The organism is Chromobacterium piscinae, assembly GCF_021129175.1.
Lineage (GTDB): Bacteria > Pseudomonadota > Gammaproteobacteria > Burkholderiales > Chromobacteriaceae > Chromobacterium > Chromobacterium piscinae.
Genome location: NZ_JAJOHV010000124.1, coordinates 1 through 14,607, shown reverse-complemented (window position 1 = coordinate 14,607; position 14,607 = coordinate 1). Strand labels below are relative to the sequence as shown.

Genomic DNA, 14,607 nt, shown 5'->3' with positions numbered 1-14,607 from the left:
GTAAGTTCTACAAATATTTGCAAATAAGTAATATTCAATGAGAATATTGGTCGTTATCTGTTAATGCGGATTGCAGATCATGGCCATCTTTCCTCTCAAGCGCTTGGCAAAAAAGCACCCTGGAATTTGGCGTGTAGACGGAATTGGACCGATCAAGCCCAGTGCAAAGCTGGGAACCAGAGCGACGGTGCATTTTTCCGGTATCGCGCCAGGACGTGTGAATGATCCCTATAAAAGGGGTGCGGTTCTCCCTGGAGTCCAACTGCCCTTCTCGATCCATGTCGCTCTACTCCGAGCATTCAAAGTCGGTACGGTATGGCATGAAGGCAGATGTATCTACCGTCCGCAAAGTAAATCGCCTGAAGTTTTCCATATCGATGTCAGCAAGGCCCAGTATGTGGCCTTGGACGAAGCGGTAACGTTGAATGGCGTTTCGATTCCCTCCGTCTTACCGGACGAATATTTCTATTTAGCCAATAACCGCGAGATATTGGCCGCGTCCCGGTATGCAATCGTTCCCGTAATCGGCAACCCAATGGTTCAGTGGCTGGTTGTACCGGCGGTTGAGCTCCTTCGTTTTTATGTCGGTGTTTCCTCGCGCTTCCTCACTGGCGCCTTGTCCGGCCGGTTGGACAAATATGTCGACTGGAATCGAGTCAGGATGGAGGAGACTTGGCCGGTGTTGCAGGTCAAGACCCGTCTTAGCCGAACGGAATCGTTTGTTTTAGGCCGCGCGGTGGCGTCGAGTTCGGCCCGGGAAGCCTTGTTTGGCACTCACCAGCATCTCGCTACGGTAAATGCCAATAATCAGCTTCGCCCTCTGGAACTGCAAAAGCCCTTAGCCGTTCATGCGAGGTTCCCCTTCCGAGATGAAACCACTCTGATGGTGGAAGGGAAGCGCATGTGCCTGTACAAGCGCGGTGGTCAGCAGGAATGGGCGATGTTTGCGATGGAGATTGTGCAATGCAGGCATCCATTGGAATTGAGCAACGTGGTTCTGGAAAGCGATGAACCGTGGGCGATCGAAGCCATGGCCGGAGGTGCGCCAACCGGTGTCAGGCCTCCCCATTTCAACCCGCTGTTGCAGGATGAGGAAGAGGATCTGTTGGTGGACGATGTGCCCGCCGACGGTCGTCTTCCCAGGCTGGCTGTGTTGCAGCATGGCAGTCCGTTTGCGGGTTTCAAGCAACTCACCTTCCATCACCGCAGACCGGAGGCTCCGTTGAGAGCTAACGAGCCTGGCGGAAGCATTGATGTGCCGGTCAGCACGCTGACCATGAACGAAGGTCAGCACACTGAAGAAGCCAAGGGCAATTTGGGTGTCAGTGACTTCCTGAATCATACGGAGGACGTGGGACGCAATCTCGAACAGTTCCTAGATGTGCTGGACTACCTGCAACGCCGAACCCGTGCACGTGGCTGGGTGATTGAAACCCGTAGAGGGGATGAGGGCATTCGCGCTGGTCAGCATTGGATTACCTTCTTTCCCGATCCGATTGGGTCTCGGACGCGCTGGCATTGGATAGATGAGGCGAATGCTGGACGGCGCCGGCGGCAATTGATCTGCGCGGAGATCAAGTTGGGGCAGGATGGCCCTTTCTTTTACCTGATGGAAATGGAGTTAGGGCCAACCGAGCCCAAAGGGCAGTGCACATTGTTGGTCCATACTCCTGAGTTCCAGTGGATGGATGATGAGGTGCTGGATGAGTTGCTGCAGCTGACCGTCTTGCGGCGCCGCTGGCCGGATATCGAAAACAAATGGAAGAAGGACGACGAATACCGGCGGGCACAAGCCTTATTCAGCAAGATCAAAGCCGATCGCGTCCAGCATCCCAATTCGAAATCCAAGCGCCCACGCAAGCTGGATTCCGTCGATGGTGCGGCGTTACCCAGCGAAGACATCCTGACTGCCTCACACCCGAAAGTATGGAGTGCATCGCTGTTGAACCGGATCGACGACCTGTTGCCGGGCTTCTCGGATGGTCCGGGGCGGCTGATGAGCGAGGTCGTTGCCTGACCGCCCGGCAGGCCAAGGGGCAGGCTTGAGTCCTACTCGACGTCCTGCCCTGGAAGCAGCAGAACAGGCAGTTTGGCCTGGGCCATCACTTGCTTCCACACCTCGCCAAATACGGCGTCTTGGAGGCGGTGATGCACATGAAGCTTGCCGACCACCAGCAAGTCAAAACGATGTTGCTGACTGAAGGCCAGCAAGGTATCGGTAATATGGCCCGAGCCCACCACTTCGACGTACAGCGCGACGCCATGCAGCTGGGCCTCCCGCTCCACCACTTGGCGCTCCCCCTCGGTTTGTTGTAGCACCGCTTGAACGAAAGCCTGATGGTTATCCGTCATTAACTCGTCCAGCTGCGGGCGAATCAGTAATAACGTTACCGATGCCTCCAGGCGCTGTGCCATGGTGAGTATTCGACTGACCGATTGGACTGCCAGGCGGCTTGTGTCGAAATCCACCAATATCTTCCTAATCATGATCGGCTCCTTGCTGGGGGCTATAGTTCGACGGTCGCAGTCACGCGGTCTAGGCCGCGCGCTCGTACCAGGGCTTGGTCGAGTTGACGATGCGTACCACCAACAGCATCACCGGCACCTCGATCAGCACGCCCACCACCGTGGCCAGCGCGGCGCCGGACTGGAAGCCGAATAGGCTGATCGCGGCCGCCACCGCCAGTTCGAAGAAGTTGGAGGCGCCGATCAGCGCCGACGGGCCGGCAATGGCGTGCTTTTCGCCGACCTGGCGGTTGAGCCAATAGGCCAATGCCGAATTGAAGAACACCTGGATCAGGATGGGCACGGCCAGCAGCGCGATCACCAGTGGCTGCTGCAGGATGGCATTGCCCTGGAAGGCGAACAGCAAGACCAAGGTCAGCAGCAGCGCCGCGATCGACCACGGCTGGATCCGGTGAATGGTGGCATCGAATACCGCTTGGCCTTTGTTCAGCAGCGTTTTGCGGATGGCCTGCGCGATTAGCACCGGCACCACGATATACAGCCCCACCGAGGTCAGCAGCGTGGCCCACGGCACGGTGATGCTGGAGACACCCAACAGCAGGCCGACCAGCGGCGCGAAGGCAAACACCATGATCAGGTCGTTCAGCGCGACTTGGGACAGCGTGAAATACGGGTCGCCGCCGGTCAGCCGGCTCCAGACGAACACCATGGCGGTGCAGGGAGCGGCCGCCAGCAAGATCAAGCCGGCGATATAGCTGTCCAGCTGTGCCGCCGGCAGCAGCGGCGCAAACCAGACGCGAATGAACAGCCAGGCCAGAAATGCCATCGAGAACGGCTTCACCATCCAGTTGATGAACAAGGTGACGCCGATGCCCTTGATGTGCGCCTTGACCTGGTGCAGTGCGCCGAAATCGATTTTCAGCAGCATCGGGATGATCATCACCCAGATCAGCAGACCGACCGGCAGGTTGACCTGGGCGATCTCTAGCCCGCCGATCGCGTGGAACACGCCGGGGAAGGCCTGGCCCAGTCCGATGCCGACCACGATGCAGAGGGCGACCCAGGCGGTCAGGTAGCGCTCGAACAGACTCATGGCAGCGCCGGCGCCACGTTTATTGCTGACTTCACATTGTACGGACATGTCTGTCTCCGTTTGGCTGGGCCGCTTATTCGGCCGGACGTGGGTTTAGCTCGCGCACTTGGTGCTGGAGGGACATCCGGTCGATCTTGTCGAGCGGCAGGCTGAGGAAGATGCGAATGCGGTTGGAGATTTCCATGTAGGCGCGGCGGAAGGCCTGGTACTGAACCTCATCGCTGCCTTCGACCCGGGCGGGATCCGCAAACCCCCAATGCCCGGTGATCGGCTGGCCTGGCCATGCCGGGCAAGCTTCGCCGGCGGCGTTGTCGCACACCGTCAGGATGAAATCCATCTGCGGGGCTTCCGGACCGGCGAAGACCTGCCAGCTCTTGCTGTGCAGCTCACTGACGTCGTGCTTGTGCTGCTGCAAGAATGTCAGCGTCAGGGGATGGATGCTGCCGCGCGGATGGCTGCCGGCGCTGTAAGCCCGGAATCGTCCCTGTCCGAGCTGATTCAGGATGGCTTCGGCCATGATGCTGCGTGCTGAGTTGCCGGTGCAGATGAACAGTACGTTGTAGATCTTGTCGCTCATGTCGGACTCCTGAAATCGCCTCGTCGTCAGGCGTGCGGGTACAGGGTTTGCAAGGACTGCCGCATCGGCGGCTTGAGCTGGATGACGGGGCGAAGCTGGCGGGCATGTTGTTCGGCGTGGGAAAGGGTATCGCAGATGCCCAGCTCCAACAGCACGCCGACGGCGACGGCCCCGGTACGGCCCTTGCCGCCGCCGCAATGAAAGCCCACGCGTTTGCCGGCCCGGCATGCCGTCACTACGGCATCGATAGCCGCCTTGAGTAAAAGCGTCTGTGCAACCGCATCATCACCCAAGGGAATGCGTTGCCAGGCAATGCCAGGCCGGGACGAAGCGCATTGCGTGGCCTCGGCCCGCAAATCGACAATGACCTCGACTTCATCCAGGCAGACCATGTCCTCCACATCGTCGGCGCTGCCAAAATAGATGTGTCCCTCCAGCAGCTGCTGGTATGCCTTGATTTGCAACATGTCCAAGCCCTCCGGATCAGCGTGGTAATGTGCCGATGCGATCCAGCTCCGCCTTCAGGCGGGGAGGATCTTGACGTAGCGTGTCCAGCGGCAAGGCCAGGAAGGCCTCAATCCGCGCCCGCAGGATGCGATAGGCCGTCAGGAAGGCCGCATCGATCTCCTGATCACTGCCCGTTGCATGGGCGGGATCCTCTACGCCCCAGTGGCTGCGCAGCACCGGTCCCAGATAGGCGGGGCAGGTCTCGCCGGCGGCGCTGGCGCACACTGTGATCACGATGTCCGGCGTCGCCGGCAGATGATCCCAGGACTTGCTGTGGTAACCATCGGTGGCGATCCCTTCTCGCGCCAGCAGCGCCAGTGAGCGCGGGTGGACTTGTCCGGTCGGCTGGCTGCCGGCGCTCATTGCATGCCAGCCTGCCGGCGCCAAGTGGTTGAAGACCGCTTCAGCCAGGATGGAGCGACAGGAGTTGCCGGTGCACAGGAACAGTACATTGACCACGGTTTGGTTCATGGCGGGTTCTCTTTCTCAGTGGCGCTCAGCAGCAACCGCTGTCCGGCGCGCAGGTGTTCTTGGGCGTGATCTTGACGGCGATCTTCGGCGCACAGCAGGCGCTGGCCGGTTCGCCTGCTGCGGGCTCGCCACCGTTGAACGTCGGGATCGATGCCAGCGTCTGGTAGCTCTCCCAAGCGATGCCGGTGGGGTCCGTGACCCAGTGCTTGTTCGATTCGGCGTAGCAGCAGGCGGTACCCGTCTGCGTCAGCATGCTGATGTCGGCGCTCTGCAACTGGTGCTGCAGCTGCGCCAGTTCCTCTTCGCTGTCCACCTGAAAGCCCAGGTGGTCGACGCCGGTGGCGGCGCTGCGGCTGGAGATCGCGAAGTTGATTCGCGGATCTTCCAGCATCCACTTGGCGTAATCAGTCTTCTGAACGCTAGGCTGCGCGTTGAACAGCGCCGAGTAGAAGCGGATGCTGTCTTCCAGGTTGGCGACTGCGATATGGACGTGAAAGCGTTTCATGGTCGAACTCCCGATTGTGATTCGTTACGAACAAGTGCCATCGCAGGGCGAGAGGCTGCTCGCCGGCGTGCAAGCCTCGCCGCGGCAGCAGTTCTCGGTCAAAAAGCCCAGCAAGGCATTCATCTGCTCATAGTTGGCTGAGTAGTAGATGAAGCGCCCTTCCTGGCGGGCCTGAACCAGTCCGGCGTGAGACAGCTCCTTCAGGTGGAAGGACAGCGTGGCGTTGGCCACGGCGAGCCGCTCCCCGATCTGGCCGACCGCCAGGCCTTCGGGGCCTTGCTGGACCAGTAGTCGGTAGATCGCCAGGCGCGTGTCCTGCGCCAGAGCGGCCAAGAGGGTGACAGCGTTTTTCGTTTCCATGTTTCTATATTTATCGAAATAATGATGAGAGTCAAGCTGTGCAGGGGCATCGCGCGATGTGCGCGCCCGGTTATGGGAAATTATGGGAAAGCCATAATTATTGGATTCCCATAATTTCCATAATTTTTAGCAGGCCGATGGGGCCGCCTGACTCGGCCCCTCCCGCGGTGTTACTCGTCAGATGGCGTGAGAGGTTCGAATGCCTCGGTAACGGACAAGGCCCGCCTGGGATAGCTGGCCCGGAGTTCGTCAATGTTTAGTCGCCGCCGTTTTAGTTGAAACGTGCCGGGCACTTCGTGAATTTCATATAGCTTGATTGGCCTGTCTTGGCGATCCAGTGCGCGCGCGACGGTATGCTTTATGGTGTTTTCGCACCGCATGCCAAATATGACTTCCACCAACTCAAGTGGGGAGTCGTGTTTCCCTTGGTGGCCCAGCATCCTCCACTCTTTTTCGTATCGCCAGTCCTGAGCCTTTCTCAGCAGGACTATGGAGTCAACGATAGCTCTGGCGCTGATGTCACCGTCCAGCATGGCGGCAACGGCGCTGGCTTGGACGTAGCGGCTGCCGCCGTACTTTACCTGGTGTAGCTGAGATTGGGCTGCCTGTGGCACGCGGTATCCAATGCAGAGGCCCCGATGCTGATCTCCATAGTGGCTCCACATCAGTGGGCAAGCATAGCGCTTGGCTAGGGAGAGGATGCCTTTGTCGTACTGGAGAAGCAGCTCCTGTTCGATTGCGCATGCTAGCAGTCGGGAGTGAGCATTGGGTCCTGCATCAGTGTATTCGGGGTCCGTCGCGTGGTAAGCAAGGTCTTTGAGCCGGCGCAGAGCGGCTGTTGTGCTGTGTTTGTCGATATGGGCGAGTGTTTTGGGACCCTGGTACTTGAGCGTTTGGGCGCCGGCTTGCATCCCGGCCTCAACGCGTCGGCGGACTAATTCACGGACCGTCTTCTCCAGTGTCGGAATGTCGCAGTCCGCTTCGACGCAAGGTTTGGCGTCTAGCGGGTCGTTGAAGGTACTCGGATCGGCATAGAAGAGCTCATCGTTGCATAGCATTGACACTGTCCGGGCGCTGAAATCGCGGTACTTGTACAAGACTGGGGGGATGGATTTCGTCACCTGTCCGACTCCTGCTGAGAGAAGGTGATGGGTTCTGAGGAGGCCGCAGCCTTTCGCTGACGACCTGTTCGCCAGGCTTGGAGCAATGATTCTCGATCTTCCTGATCCATCAAACAGAGAAGGTCCAACAAGGCCTTCATCCCTTTGGGACGATGGATGCCGCGCACATACTCGACATAGGTCCGGGGACTGATATTGATCAGCGTTGCCATGTGGCGCTGGGTGAGCTTGTTCGGTTGTCTTCTCGACAGCATGCGCTGGGCGAGGCGGAGGAAGTCATGGAGTTCCATGGATTCTCATTTTTCATATTTTCTGAGCGTGATGGCGCCGATGCTGCCCGTTTTCATGACAAATGACAATCACAAGATTCAAGTTTGATCAATATGACAATGGTTTTGTGAAGTACATGTTCGTGTACTAAATGGTTGATTCGTTACGAAAAATATTTCCTGGAATAATTCACTGTGCTATTTGTTGTAGTGTGCCTGGAAACCTTTGATAGTCAATGCTTTGGCGCTTCACAAAAAGGGAAACTGATGTCTATAATTTCATCTGAGTATGCAGTCGAAAAGCTGTCTATGTTCTTTGAAACACTGGCTGGCATCCCGTATGACGCCTTTGATTCTTGGAAGGCGAACCCGATGGCGGCGAAGGCAGTGACGCGGTCGGTTGAAAGCATGGGCGTCTGGAATGAGATGGTGCGCTTTGCTGAAGAGCGCTTCGAAGGCCATCCGCGCGCCAAGTGGGTCAAGCTGAAAGCGCAGTTCGGTTTGCTGATCGATCAGCGCTTCTTCATCCGCTTCAAGAAGGGGAATGCCCGGCGCAAGTCATCCAACTATCCGACTCTGACTGCGATGCAGTTTCATGATCAGGATGTGGATATGTTCGGTGGCATACATCGGATGGAAGTGCTGTACGTACTGGATAAAGCCGGTGTGAAAATCGAGTCGGTGCTGTTGGTGCAACGCCATAAAGGCCGTATTGTTGTAGACATTGAATTGAATCGAAATGCCCCGCCGGCGACCAATGTGTCTCCGTTCACCCCAGCGCAACCGTCGCTGGATGGAACAGACTCGGCCGCCCACATCATCAAACAGCCGGGTGCAGGTAACAAAGATGACGCTGATTTCAAAGATGCAGGCGGTGGAGCATGACCTCAACCATGAGATGATATTGCTTCGTCGCCGGATGCTGGGTTACACCCAGGCGCAAGTTGCGGACAGCCTTGGCGTAAGCCAAGGCTTTCTTTCTAAGTTGGAGCAGGGCCTCAAAGAGATTGATGAGCCCTTGCTGGACAAGTTGTGCGATGTACTGAAGTGCCGTAGGAGCTTCTTTGCGCATTCTGAGCGCATTTACGGGGCACCGCTAAGCACCCACCCAATGTTCCGCAAACACGCATCGGTCGGGCAAAAAGTGCTGGATAAGCTGCTCGCGGATGTGAATGCCCGGATTGCCCATTTCCGCTTGATGTTGTCCGGTTTGGAGATACAGCCGGATTTCCCGCTGCCGCAGTATGACCTGGACGATTTGCCCAAGGGCGCGGTCCAAGCCGCGCAGTACGTGCGTCGGGCCTGGCAGTTGCCGGATGGTCCGATTCCAAATTTGACGGTGCTGTGTGAACGCGCAGGCTGCCTGGTATTCGCTTGCGACATGAGCGAAGCCAAGATCGACGGCATCAGCTATCGGATCGCCGGCTTGCCGCCGCTGATTTTTCTGAACAAGGATCTGCCCGGCGATCGCTGGCGCTTCACCCTGGCTCACGAGCTGGGCCACTTGGTAATGCATGCCTATCCCAATCCGGACATGGAAGATCAGGCCAATGAGTTCGCTTCTGAGCTGTTGATGCCGGAGAAGGATATTGGCCGCGATCTGCGCAATATCGATTTGGCCAGAGCCGGCATGCTCAAACCGATCTGGAAGGTTTCCATGGGCGCTTTGCTGGTTCGCGCCAAGCGATTGCAGAAGATCACCGAGGGACAGTCCACCTATCTGTGGCGCACCATGTCCATGTTGGGTTATCGGACGGCTGAGCCGGTCGAGCTGAGCATTCCTCGCGAGCGCACGACGCTGGTGCCCAGTGTGTTCGAACACTACAAGGGGCAGCTGGAGTACAACGAGGAGGAAATCTCCGAACTCCTGGGGCTGTATCCCGAGGATGTGCCCCAACTTTATGAATTGACCAATTGGAAGCACCGGCTGCAGCTGGTGGAGGGACGCCAGGCCGCCAAACCCTTGCGCCTGGCCTAACGGACCGTTTAGTCGGACTTCGAGCGCTGCAGCAGCGCGGCGCGCTTGAGGGCAAAGTAGCGCTCGGCCTCCTCATGGGGAATGCCGGGGCGAGGATCGTCCAGCGCCGCCTGGACGGCTTGGCGAACGTACTCGTCATACGAAATCGTAGATTCGGGAGTGGGGGGAATTGGCTCTGGCTGTGACATGGGGTCTTCTCCTGACTTTCGCTTTTAGTGTATTTCAAAAGGGGCTTTACATGGCAACGACGATTAAATGCACAGCACGTCGCATGGCAGGTGGCGCAGGTCACGAGCACATCAGTCACCTCTGGTGGGAGCAGGTTGAGCGCTCTGGAGTGGTGCTTAAAAATGGGTGCTCGACTCGGGAAGAGATGGTTGCTTATATCGAGAAGAACGGGAGTGGTTCGGTGTGGTGTCCGGATCGTAATCCGAATCTTCCTAGCGCCTGGGTCCATGTTCACGGCAACGGACGCATCAAATATGTGCAGACCACCGCAGATGGCCGCAAGACGGACAACCTGCTGGCCCTGCCGCAGAAGTAAGTTCGCTGCAACGAAGCTTTGAGCGCGCCGATGCCCAACAGGGTATCGGCGTTTGTGTTTCAGCGTATCGCTTCATTGTGCCTTCCACCGCTTCCATACCAGGTGCTTGCAGTCGGGCGTGAGGCCCAGGAGGTTGACCAGCGCGCGTGGCGTCACCTCCAATCTATGCGCCTGCAGGTAGCGCCCAGCATTCCGGATTTCCGCAGCATTGGGCAGGTAGCGGCGACGATCCAGATGTATGTCCGCCACGCTGGCCAGCCAGAAGGGCAGCTGGTCCACATGCTCAGCCAGCCGGGAACGGGTGAAGCGAGCTTGGGCGCAGAGGGAGAGGAAGCGCGACGGCCAGTCTTCCAGCAGCCAGGCTATGGCGAGTAGCAAGATGAGGCGTGTGGCGGGGGGCTGATATTCGAACTCATTGTGTTGGCCGGGGGCATGCCAGGGGATCGCCACGCCCAGGGCATCCTCGAGGTGTTGGCGTAGTTGCCGCCCGTTACGGCCGCTCAACACGCCGATCAAGGCACGCACCCCGATGAAGAACGGCAGGCTGCAAGGCGGGGTCAGCGGGCCACAGTGCCAGGTGCTGTGCTCGATCGCGGCGATGAGGTGGCGCAACCGCTGCCAGGATGGCGGGTCTGGCCAGGCGCAGAAAACCGGGCTCATGCTGGCGAGGTCGAAATCGCAGCGGCTGCAGAGTTGCAGCGCCTGATCGTCAACCGCCTTACGGCGCCCAATGCCATGGCGGTGAAAGGCGATCGGCGTGCGGCAAGCCGGACAGCATTCTTCCATCACGCATTGATGGTGCTCGCAGACGACGTATAGGGCCAGCCGCCACTTGAGGCGGTAATAGCTCTCTGGAGAGTGGGCCAGACACAGTGGGCAGAACTGCATGCCGGGACGCCTTCGCTCGCGATGATAGACCCCGACCGGCCGCACCCAGGACCAATGGCCGGTGGCCGGGCGCTCGAACAACTGGCCTTGGTAGGAGAGCAGCGTCAACGCCTGCAACTCGGCCGCCAAGTGGCCGGTATGGCGTGCCAGCAGCGTTAGTAGCGGGAGGGGCGGGTCGCGATCGATGTCGCGACTCCAGATTGGCGTGTGGTAGCCCAGCAGCTTGTCGTAGAAGGTGTGGAGCATGAAGCCGTTGGCGAATGCCAGCCGCACCATCCAGGAAGAGAGGATCTCCCCTGGTCGCGGCTGGGGGTGCATCGGCAGCATGGTCTACACATGGGCGGCCTGACGGGTGCGGTCGCTGGGCGAGACGTAGCCGCAGGCATTCAACGTCTCCGCGGTGAGCTGCTCCTCGCCCTGGCGCAAGGCGTAAATTGCCGCCTGGTTGAGCAGCATCGACAGCTCGCCGATAGTGCCTTCGCACATGGCGAGGATCTTGGCGGCCAGCATCGCCTCGTGCAGATTGGACGGCTGCTGCAGCGGCAGCACGCGCTCGAACGACATCAGCAGCTGGCGGAACGCCTTGTCCATCTGCCACTTCGGCAGCAGCTCCGGCAGGAAGCGGTTCTGGATCTGTGGATCGACGCTGACCGCGCGCAGCAGGTCGCCGGTGCCGCAGCCGACAATCGAAATCTGCAGCTCGTTGCCCAGAAACTTGATCATGTTGAGGAACTGCTGCTGTTTCACCGATGAGCCGGCCAGCACGTTGTGCAGCTCGTCGATGATCAGCACCTTCAGCTGAATGCCACGTAGTACGCGAATCACCTGGGCGCGCTTGGCGTCGGTGGACGAGGTCGGGACGTTTTCGAATAGCGCATTGAGGATGCCCGAATAAAAGCCGGCTTCGCTGGGTGTGGGCGGCGCCTGGACGTAGATCACCGGCGCAATCATGTATTCGCCGCCGGGGTTTTCTTCGGCGGGGTGGCGCTGGGCGAAGTGCTGGATCAGCCGGGTCTTGCCGTTATTGCTGCCGCCGATCAGCAGCATATTGGGCATGCGCGCCTCGCGCGGGTGGTGCACCAAATCTTCCAGCTTGGCCAGGATGTCCTGAGCCCGCGGGTAGCCAATCCAGCGCGGCCGCTTCAGCCAGGTGATGCGGCTGGCCGCATCCCGTTCGGCCTGCTCGGCCGTACTGGGGTGGAGGTGAGGGTATGCGCTCATGATGGGTCTCCCTAACCGAGCTGGATGTCGCTGAAGGGTTGGATATCGTCGTCACTGGCCGTCGGCAGCGCCGGGGGCTGCGGCGCCGGCATGGCCGCCGCATGCACGCCGGCCCAGCCATTACGTCGCTCCGCCATGCGGCGCTTGCGCTTTTCCGTCGCGCGCTGCTGCTTGGCCAGGCGGGTTTTTTCGACCGCCTCAGCCTCGATCTCGCGCATCCGGCGGATGCCCTGGAAGATCATCTCTTCGTCGACGTGGCTGACCGGATCCTGCTTCAGCCGCTGCAGCGTCGCGCGCAGTTCCCACAGGCTGATGGCCGGCCGGGTGTTATTGAGATAGGGCACCGGGCTGTAGCAGCGGGTTTCCGGATCCAGGAAATACACCACGCTGATGTCGCGCGGGTCGCGCGCGAACAGGAACTTGCGCCCCTTGCCGGTGGCTCGATCTTCGGACTCGACCCAGCGGCGCAGGATCGGCGCGTAATAGTGGATGTTGTCGATGACCACGCCGTGGCGCTGGATGGTGCGCTCGACATAGGGGGTGAAGTCGAGGCGGAAGTTCTCCTCATCCTCGATCGGTGCCGGTAGACCGATGCCCGGACGCTCGGCGGTGCCGTGGACGAACTGGTGATACAGCTTGATCGGCGGCACCTCGTTGATGCCCTTGTGCGCGCGGTGGTGGTAGCAGTAGGCCACGAAGACCGTGAACCACAGTTCCAGCTCGGCCAGCGTCATGCAGGCGCGGCCTTCCGAGTCGTAGTTCATCTTGGCCTGCACGTTCGAGAAGGTCGTGCCGGGCAGGCTCTGGCACTCCCCCATGAAGGTGCGGAAGGCGCGCTCGATGTGAGGGCCGTAGTTCGGTTGTCCCTTCGGGCGGTGCTCTAGGATGATCCCGTGTTGCTCGCAGGCGCGGTTGAGCATATTGCCGTGGAACTCTTTGGCATTGTCGACGTGGATCTTGCTCATTTTGCCGTAGACCGGCCACTCCGCGACGATGTCGCGTTTCGCCAGCCAATGCTCTTTGCGCATCACCGCGTGGGCCACACACAAGCCGGCCGACAATGAGCCGGGTGGATCCAGCGTCATCAGGAAGCCGGCGACCATTTTGGTCGCCACATCCAGGGCCACGGTCAAATAGGGGCGGCCGATTGGCAAACGGTGCGCTTCATCCACGATCACCACATCGACTTTGGTGTGGTCGATTTGCACCACCGCGTAGGGGTAGTCGGCACCGGGAAACTGGCCGCGCAGCGGTTCGAACTTCTCGCGTGCTCGCCGGGGGCTGTAGCGCTTGCTCAGCATCTCCCGCTGGTCGATGGCGTAGGCGCGCGCATACACCGTGTTCTGATTGGGCGGATCCAGATCCGCCTCCTGGCAGGCCAGCTTGATCAGCTTGTACAGCTTGAGGACCGAGGGCCGCTCCTGCTTCAGGTAGTAATGCTGGATCTGCAGCGAGATGATCTGCTCCACCTCGTCAGACAAGCGGCTGCCGCCCTTGTCCGAGCGCGGCGTGCGCAGCAGAGAGGAAACCAGGCCGGTTTCCTCGAAGCGGTTGAGCCAGCGGTAGATGGTGACTAGGCTCTTGCCGGTGGCGTCGGCCACTCGCTGCACGTCCTGCGTGCTGCGGCCGGGCAGGTCCAGCAAGGGACGTATGCACTCGTAGCGCTGTACCGCCAGATCCCAGTCCTTGTCCTTGGCCAGCAAGTGAGGGGCCGTAGGATCGGAAGACGAGACCAGAGCCAGGCTGAGGTCGCTGACCGCGGCGATTTCGGTTTGCGCGCCATCGATGGTGCGCAGGATGGCATCAGAGAAGCCTTTCAGCTCCAGCACGATGGCGGCTTGATCGCGCCAGTAGACCACTTGGCCTGGGCGGATGGTTTTCATATCAGCACTCCTCCACTGGCCAGAGGCGGGAGCGCATGGTCAGCGGCACATTCAAGTCGCAGCCGATGGCGCCGATCGCCACCAGGTGCCAAAGGGTGGGAATCAGCCGGGCGCGGTTGTGGGCGTCGCGGCAGAGGGCAAACAGCAACATCTCCGGATCGGTCTCATCGAGATCCCAGAGCACTTGGAGAATCTGCCGGCGTGCATCCGGTGACGGATTCTGCTCCAAATAGCGCCAGAGGAATTTGGCGTTGTCGAGGTAGGGGGTACGAATTTCGCGCTCGGTGAAAACTTCGAAGCGCCACCCTTGGTCCAAGGCATACGTTTTTGCGGCCCGGAACTTGCGGAGTAGGTTGCGCCAGTCCTGTCGGAAGTCGGCGCGGTACTTGACCTCGTACAATACGGGTTGCGGGGTCAACGACGCTGTCGACTTGAACTGGATCAGACCATCCGGCGTGTAGGTACGTAGCTTGCCGAACTGGTCGAAATACCCGATGGTGATCGGTTGAGCGGTGAAATGCTCGACACTGGGATCGAAGCGCAGGATCTCCATGAGATCGCGCTCCAAGGTGGACTCGTACTCACCCAACAGCGGGACCATGCCGGTCACGCTGCGGCTGTTGTAGACGATGTCCCTGACTGGGGTGTATCGCTGGAGATGGTTCATTTGCATGCTCCGTCGGAAACTTCACTAATTTTTGCATTTATTTATAGAAATTACAGC

18 protein-coding genes are annotated in these 14,607 nt (G+C 59.5%); 4 read left to right on the top strand and 14 right to left on the bottom strand.

Annotated features, from left to right (window positions below; genetic code table 11):
* Positions 1-79 precede the first annotated feature (79 nt).
* The gene (locus LQR33_RS22610) at positions 80-2,017 is read left to right on the top strand and encodes a hypothetical protein (RefSeq protein ID WP_231470529.1); all 1,938 of its coding nucleotides are present in this window, start codon (positions 80-82) and stop codon (positions 2,015-2,017) included.
* Positions 2,018-2,049: 32 nt separating this feature from the next.
* Here the strand turns inward: LQR33_RS22610 and LQR33_RS22605 are convergent, their stop codons facing one another.
* The 9 genes from LQR33_RS22605 to LQR33_RS22565 all read right to left on the bottom strand — a co-directional run bounded on the left by LQR33_RS22605 (position 2,050) and on the right by LQR33_RS22565 (position 7,390).
* On the bottom strand, positions 2,050-2,487 hold the full coding sequence (locus LQR33_RS22605) for a universal stress protein (protein ID WP_231470527.1): 438 nt from the start codon (positions 2,485-2,487) through the stop codon (positions 2,050-2,052).
* Between the two features lie 49 nt (positions 2,488-2,536).
* A complete protein-coding gene (gene arsB / locus LQR33_RS22600; RefSeq protein ID WP_231470525.1) occupies positions 2,537-3,607 on the bottom strand; it encodes an ACR3 family arsenite efflux transporter in 1,071 nt (356 codons plus the stop codon).
* A gap of 25 nt (positions 3,608-3,632) precedes the next feature.
* Positions 3,633-4,136 (bottom strand): arsenate reductase ArsC, encoded by a 504-nt coding sequence (locus LQR33_RS22595; RefSeq protein ID WP_231470523.1) that lies wholly within the window; start codon positions 4,134-4,136, stop codon positions 3,633-3,635.
* A 26-nt stretch (positions 4,137-4,162) separates the two neighbouring features.
* Entirely contained in the window at positions 4,163-4,603 is a 441-nt protein-coding gene (locus LQR33_RS22590) for a protein-tyrosine phosphatase family protein (RefSeq protein ID WP_231470521.1), read from the bottom strand.
* Positions 4,604-4,619: 16 nt separating this feature from the next.
* Positions 4,620-5,114, bottom strand: a complete 495-nt coding sequence (locus tag LQR33_RS22585; protein ID WP_231470519.1) for an arsenate reductase ArsC — start codon at positions 5,112-5,114, stop codon at positions 4,620-4,622.
* Positions 5,115-5,139: 25 nt separating this feature from the next.
* Positions 5,140-5,619: an ArsI/CadI family heavy metal resistance metalloenzyme gene (locus LQR33_RS22580; RefSeq protein ID WP_231470517.1), complete on the bottom strand. Its 480-nt coding sequence runs from the start codon at positions 5,617-5,619 to the stop codon at positions 5,140-5,142.
* Positions 5,620-5,643: 24 nt separating this feature from the next.
* Positions 5,644-5,979, bottom strand: coding sequence for an ArsR/SmtB family transcription factor (locus tag LQR33_RS22575; RefSeq protein ID WP_231470515.1), 336 nt, complete (start codon positions 5,977-5,979; stop codon positions 5,644-5,646).
* Positions 5,980-6,149: 170 nt separating this feature from the next.
* A complete protein-coding gene (locus tag LQR33_RS24350; protein ID WP_231470513.1) occupies positions 6,150-7,100 on the bottom strand; it encodes a DUF2971 domain-containing protein in 951 nt (316 codons plus the stop codon).
* Positions 7,097-7,390, bottom strand: a complete 294-nt coding sequence (locus LQR33_RS22565) for a helix-turn-helix transcriptional regulator (RefSeq protein ID WP_231470511.1) — start codon at positions 7,388-7,390, stop codon at positions 7,097-7,099. The genes LQR33_RS24350 and LQR33_RS22565 overlap by 4 nt, the downstream gene beginning before the upstream one ends.
* 174 nt (positions 7,391-7,564) lie before the next feature.
* Between LQR33_RS22565 and LQR33_RS22560 the strand changes: the two genes are divergently transcribed.
* Positions 7,565-8,254, top strand: coding sequence for a hypothetical protein (locus LQR33_RS22560; protein ID WP_231470508.1), 690 nt, complete (start codon positions 7,565-7,567; stop codon positions 8,252-8,254).
* Positions 8,217-9,347 (top strand): helix-turn-helix domain-containing protein, encoded by a 1,131-nt coding sequence (locus LQR33_RS22555; RefSeq protein WP_231470506.1) that lies wholly within the window; start codon positions 8,217-8,219, stop codon positions 9,345-9,347. Before LQR33_RS22560 ends, LQR33_RS22555 begins: the two co-directional genes overlap by 38 nt.
* Positions 9,348-9,355: 8 nt before the next feature.
* Here LQR33_RS22555 and LQR33_RS22550 read toward each other — a convergent pair whose 3' ends face one another.
* Entirely contained in the window at positions 9,356-9,535 is a 180-nt protein-coding gene (locus LQR33_RS22550) for an antitoxin PaaA2 family protein (protein WP_210563528.1), read from the bottom strand.
* Between the two features lie 50 nt (positions 9,536-9,585).
* Between LQR33_RS22550 and LQR33_RS22545 the strand changes: the two genes are divergently transcribed.
* On the top strand, positions 9,586-9,891 hold the full coding sequence (locus tag LQR33_RS22545) for a DUF3892 domain-containing protein (RefSeq protein ID WP_231470504.1): 306 nt from the start codon (positions 9,586-9,588) through the stop codon (positions 9,889-9,891).
* Positions 9,892-9,963: 72 nt separating this feature from the next.
* On the opposite strand, the gene LQR33_RS22540 is transcribed toward LQR33_RS22545, so the two are convergent.
* The 4 genes from LQR33_RS22540 to LQR33_RS22525 are packed head-to-tail and all read right to left on the bottom strand — an operon-like array spanning position 9,964 to position 14,550.
* Positions 9,964-11,106, bottom strand: coding sequence for a TniQ family protein (locus LQR33_RS22540; RefSeq protein WP_231470502.1), 1,143 nt, complete (start codon positions 11,104-11,106; stop codon positions 9,964-9,966).
* 3 nt (positions 11,107-11,109) lie between these two features.
* Positions 11,110-12,000 carry a TniB family NTP-binding protein gene (locus tag LQR33_RS22535; protein ID WP_231470501.1) on the bottom strand — a complete coding sequence of 297 codons (891 nt, stop codon included), beginning with the start codon at positions 11,998-12,000 and terminating at the stop codon, positions 11,110-11,112.
* A gap of 11 nt (positions 12,001-12,011) precedes the next feature.
* Positions 12,012-13,883 (bottom strand): helix-turn-helix domain-containing protein, encoded by a 1,872-nt coding sequence (locus LQR33_RS22530; protein ID WP_231470500.1) that lies wholly within the window; start codon positions 13,881-13,883, stop codon positions 12,012-12,014.
* Between the two features lies 1 nt (position 13,884).
* Positions 13,885-14,550 (bottom strand): TnsA endonuclease N-terminal domain-containing protein, encoded by a 666-nt coding sequence (locus LQR33_RS22525; RefSeq protein ID WP_231470499.1) that lies wholly within the window; start codon positions 14,548-14,550, stop codon positions 13,885-13,887.
* Positions 14,551-14,607 lie beyond the last annotated feature (57 nt).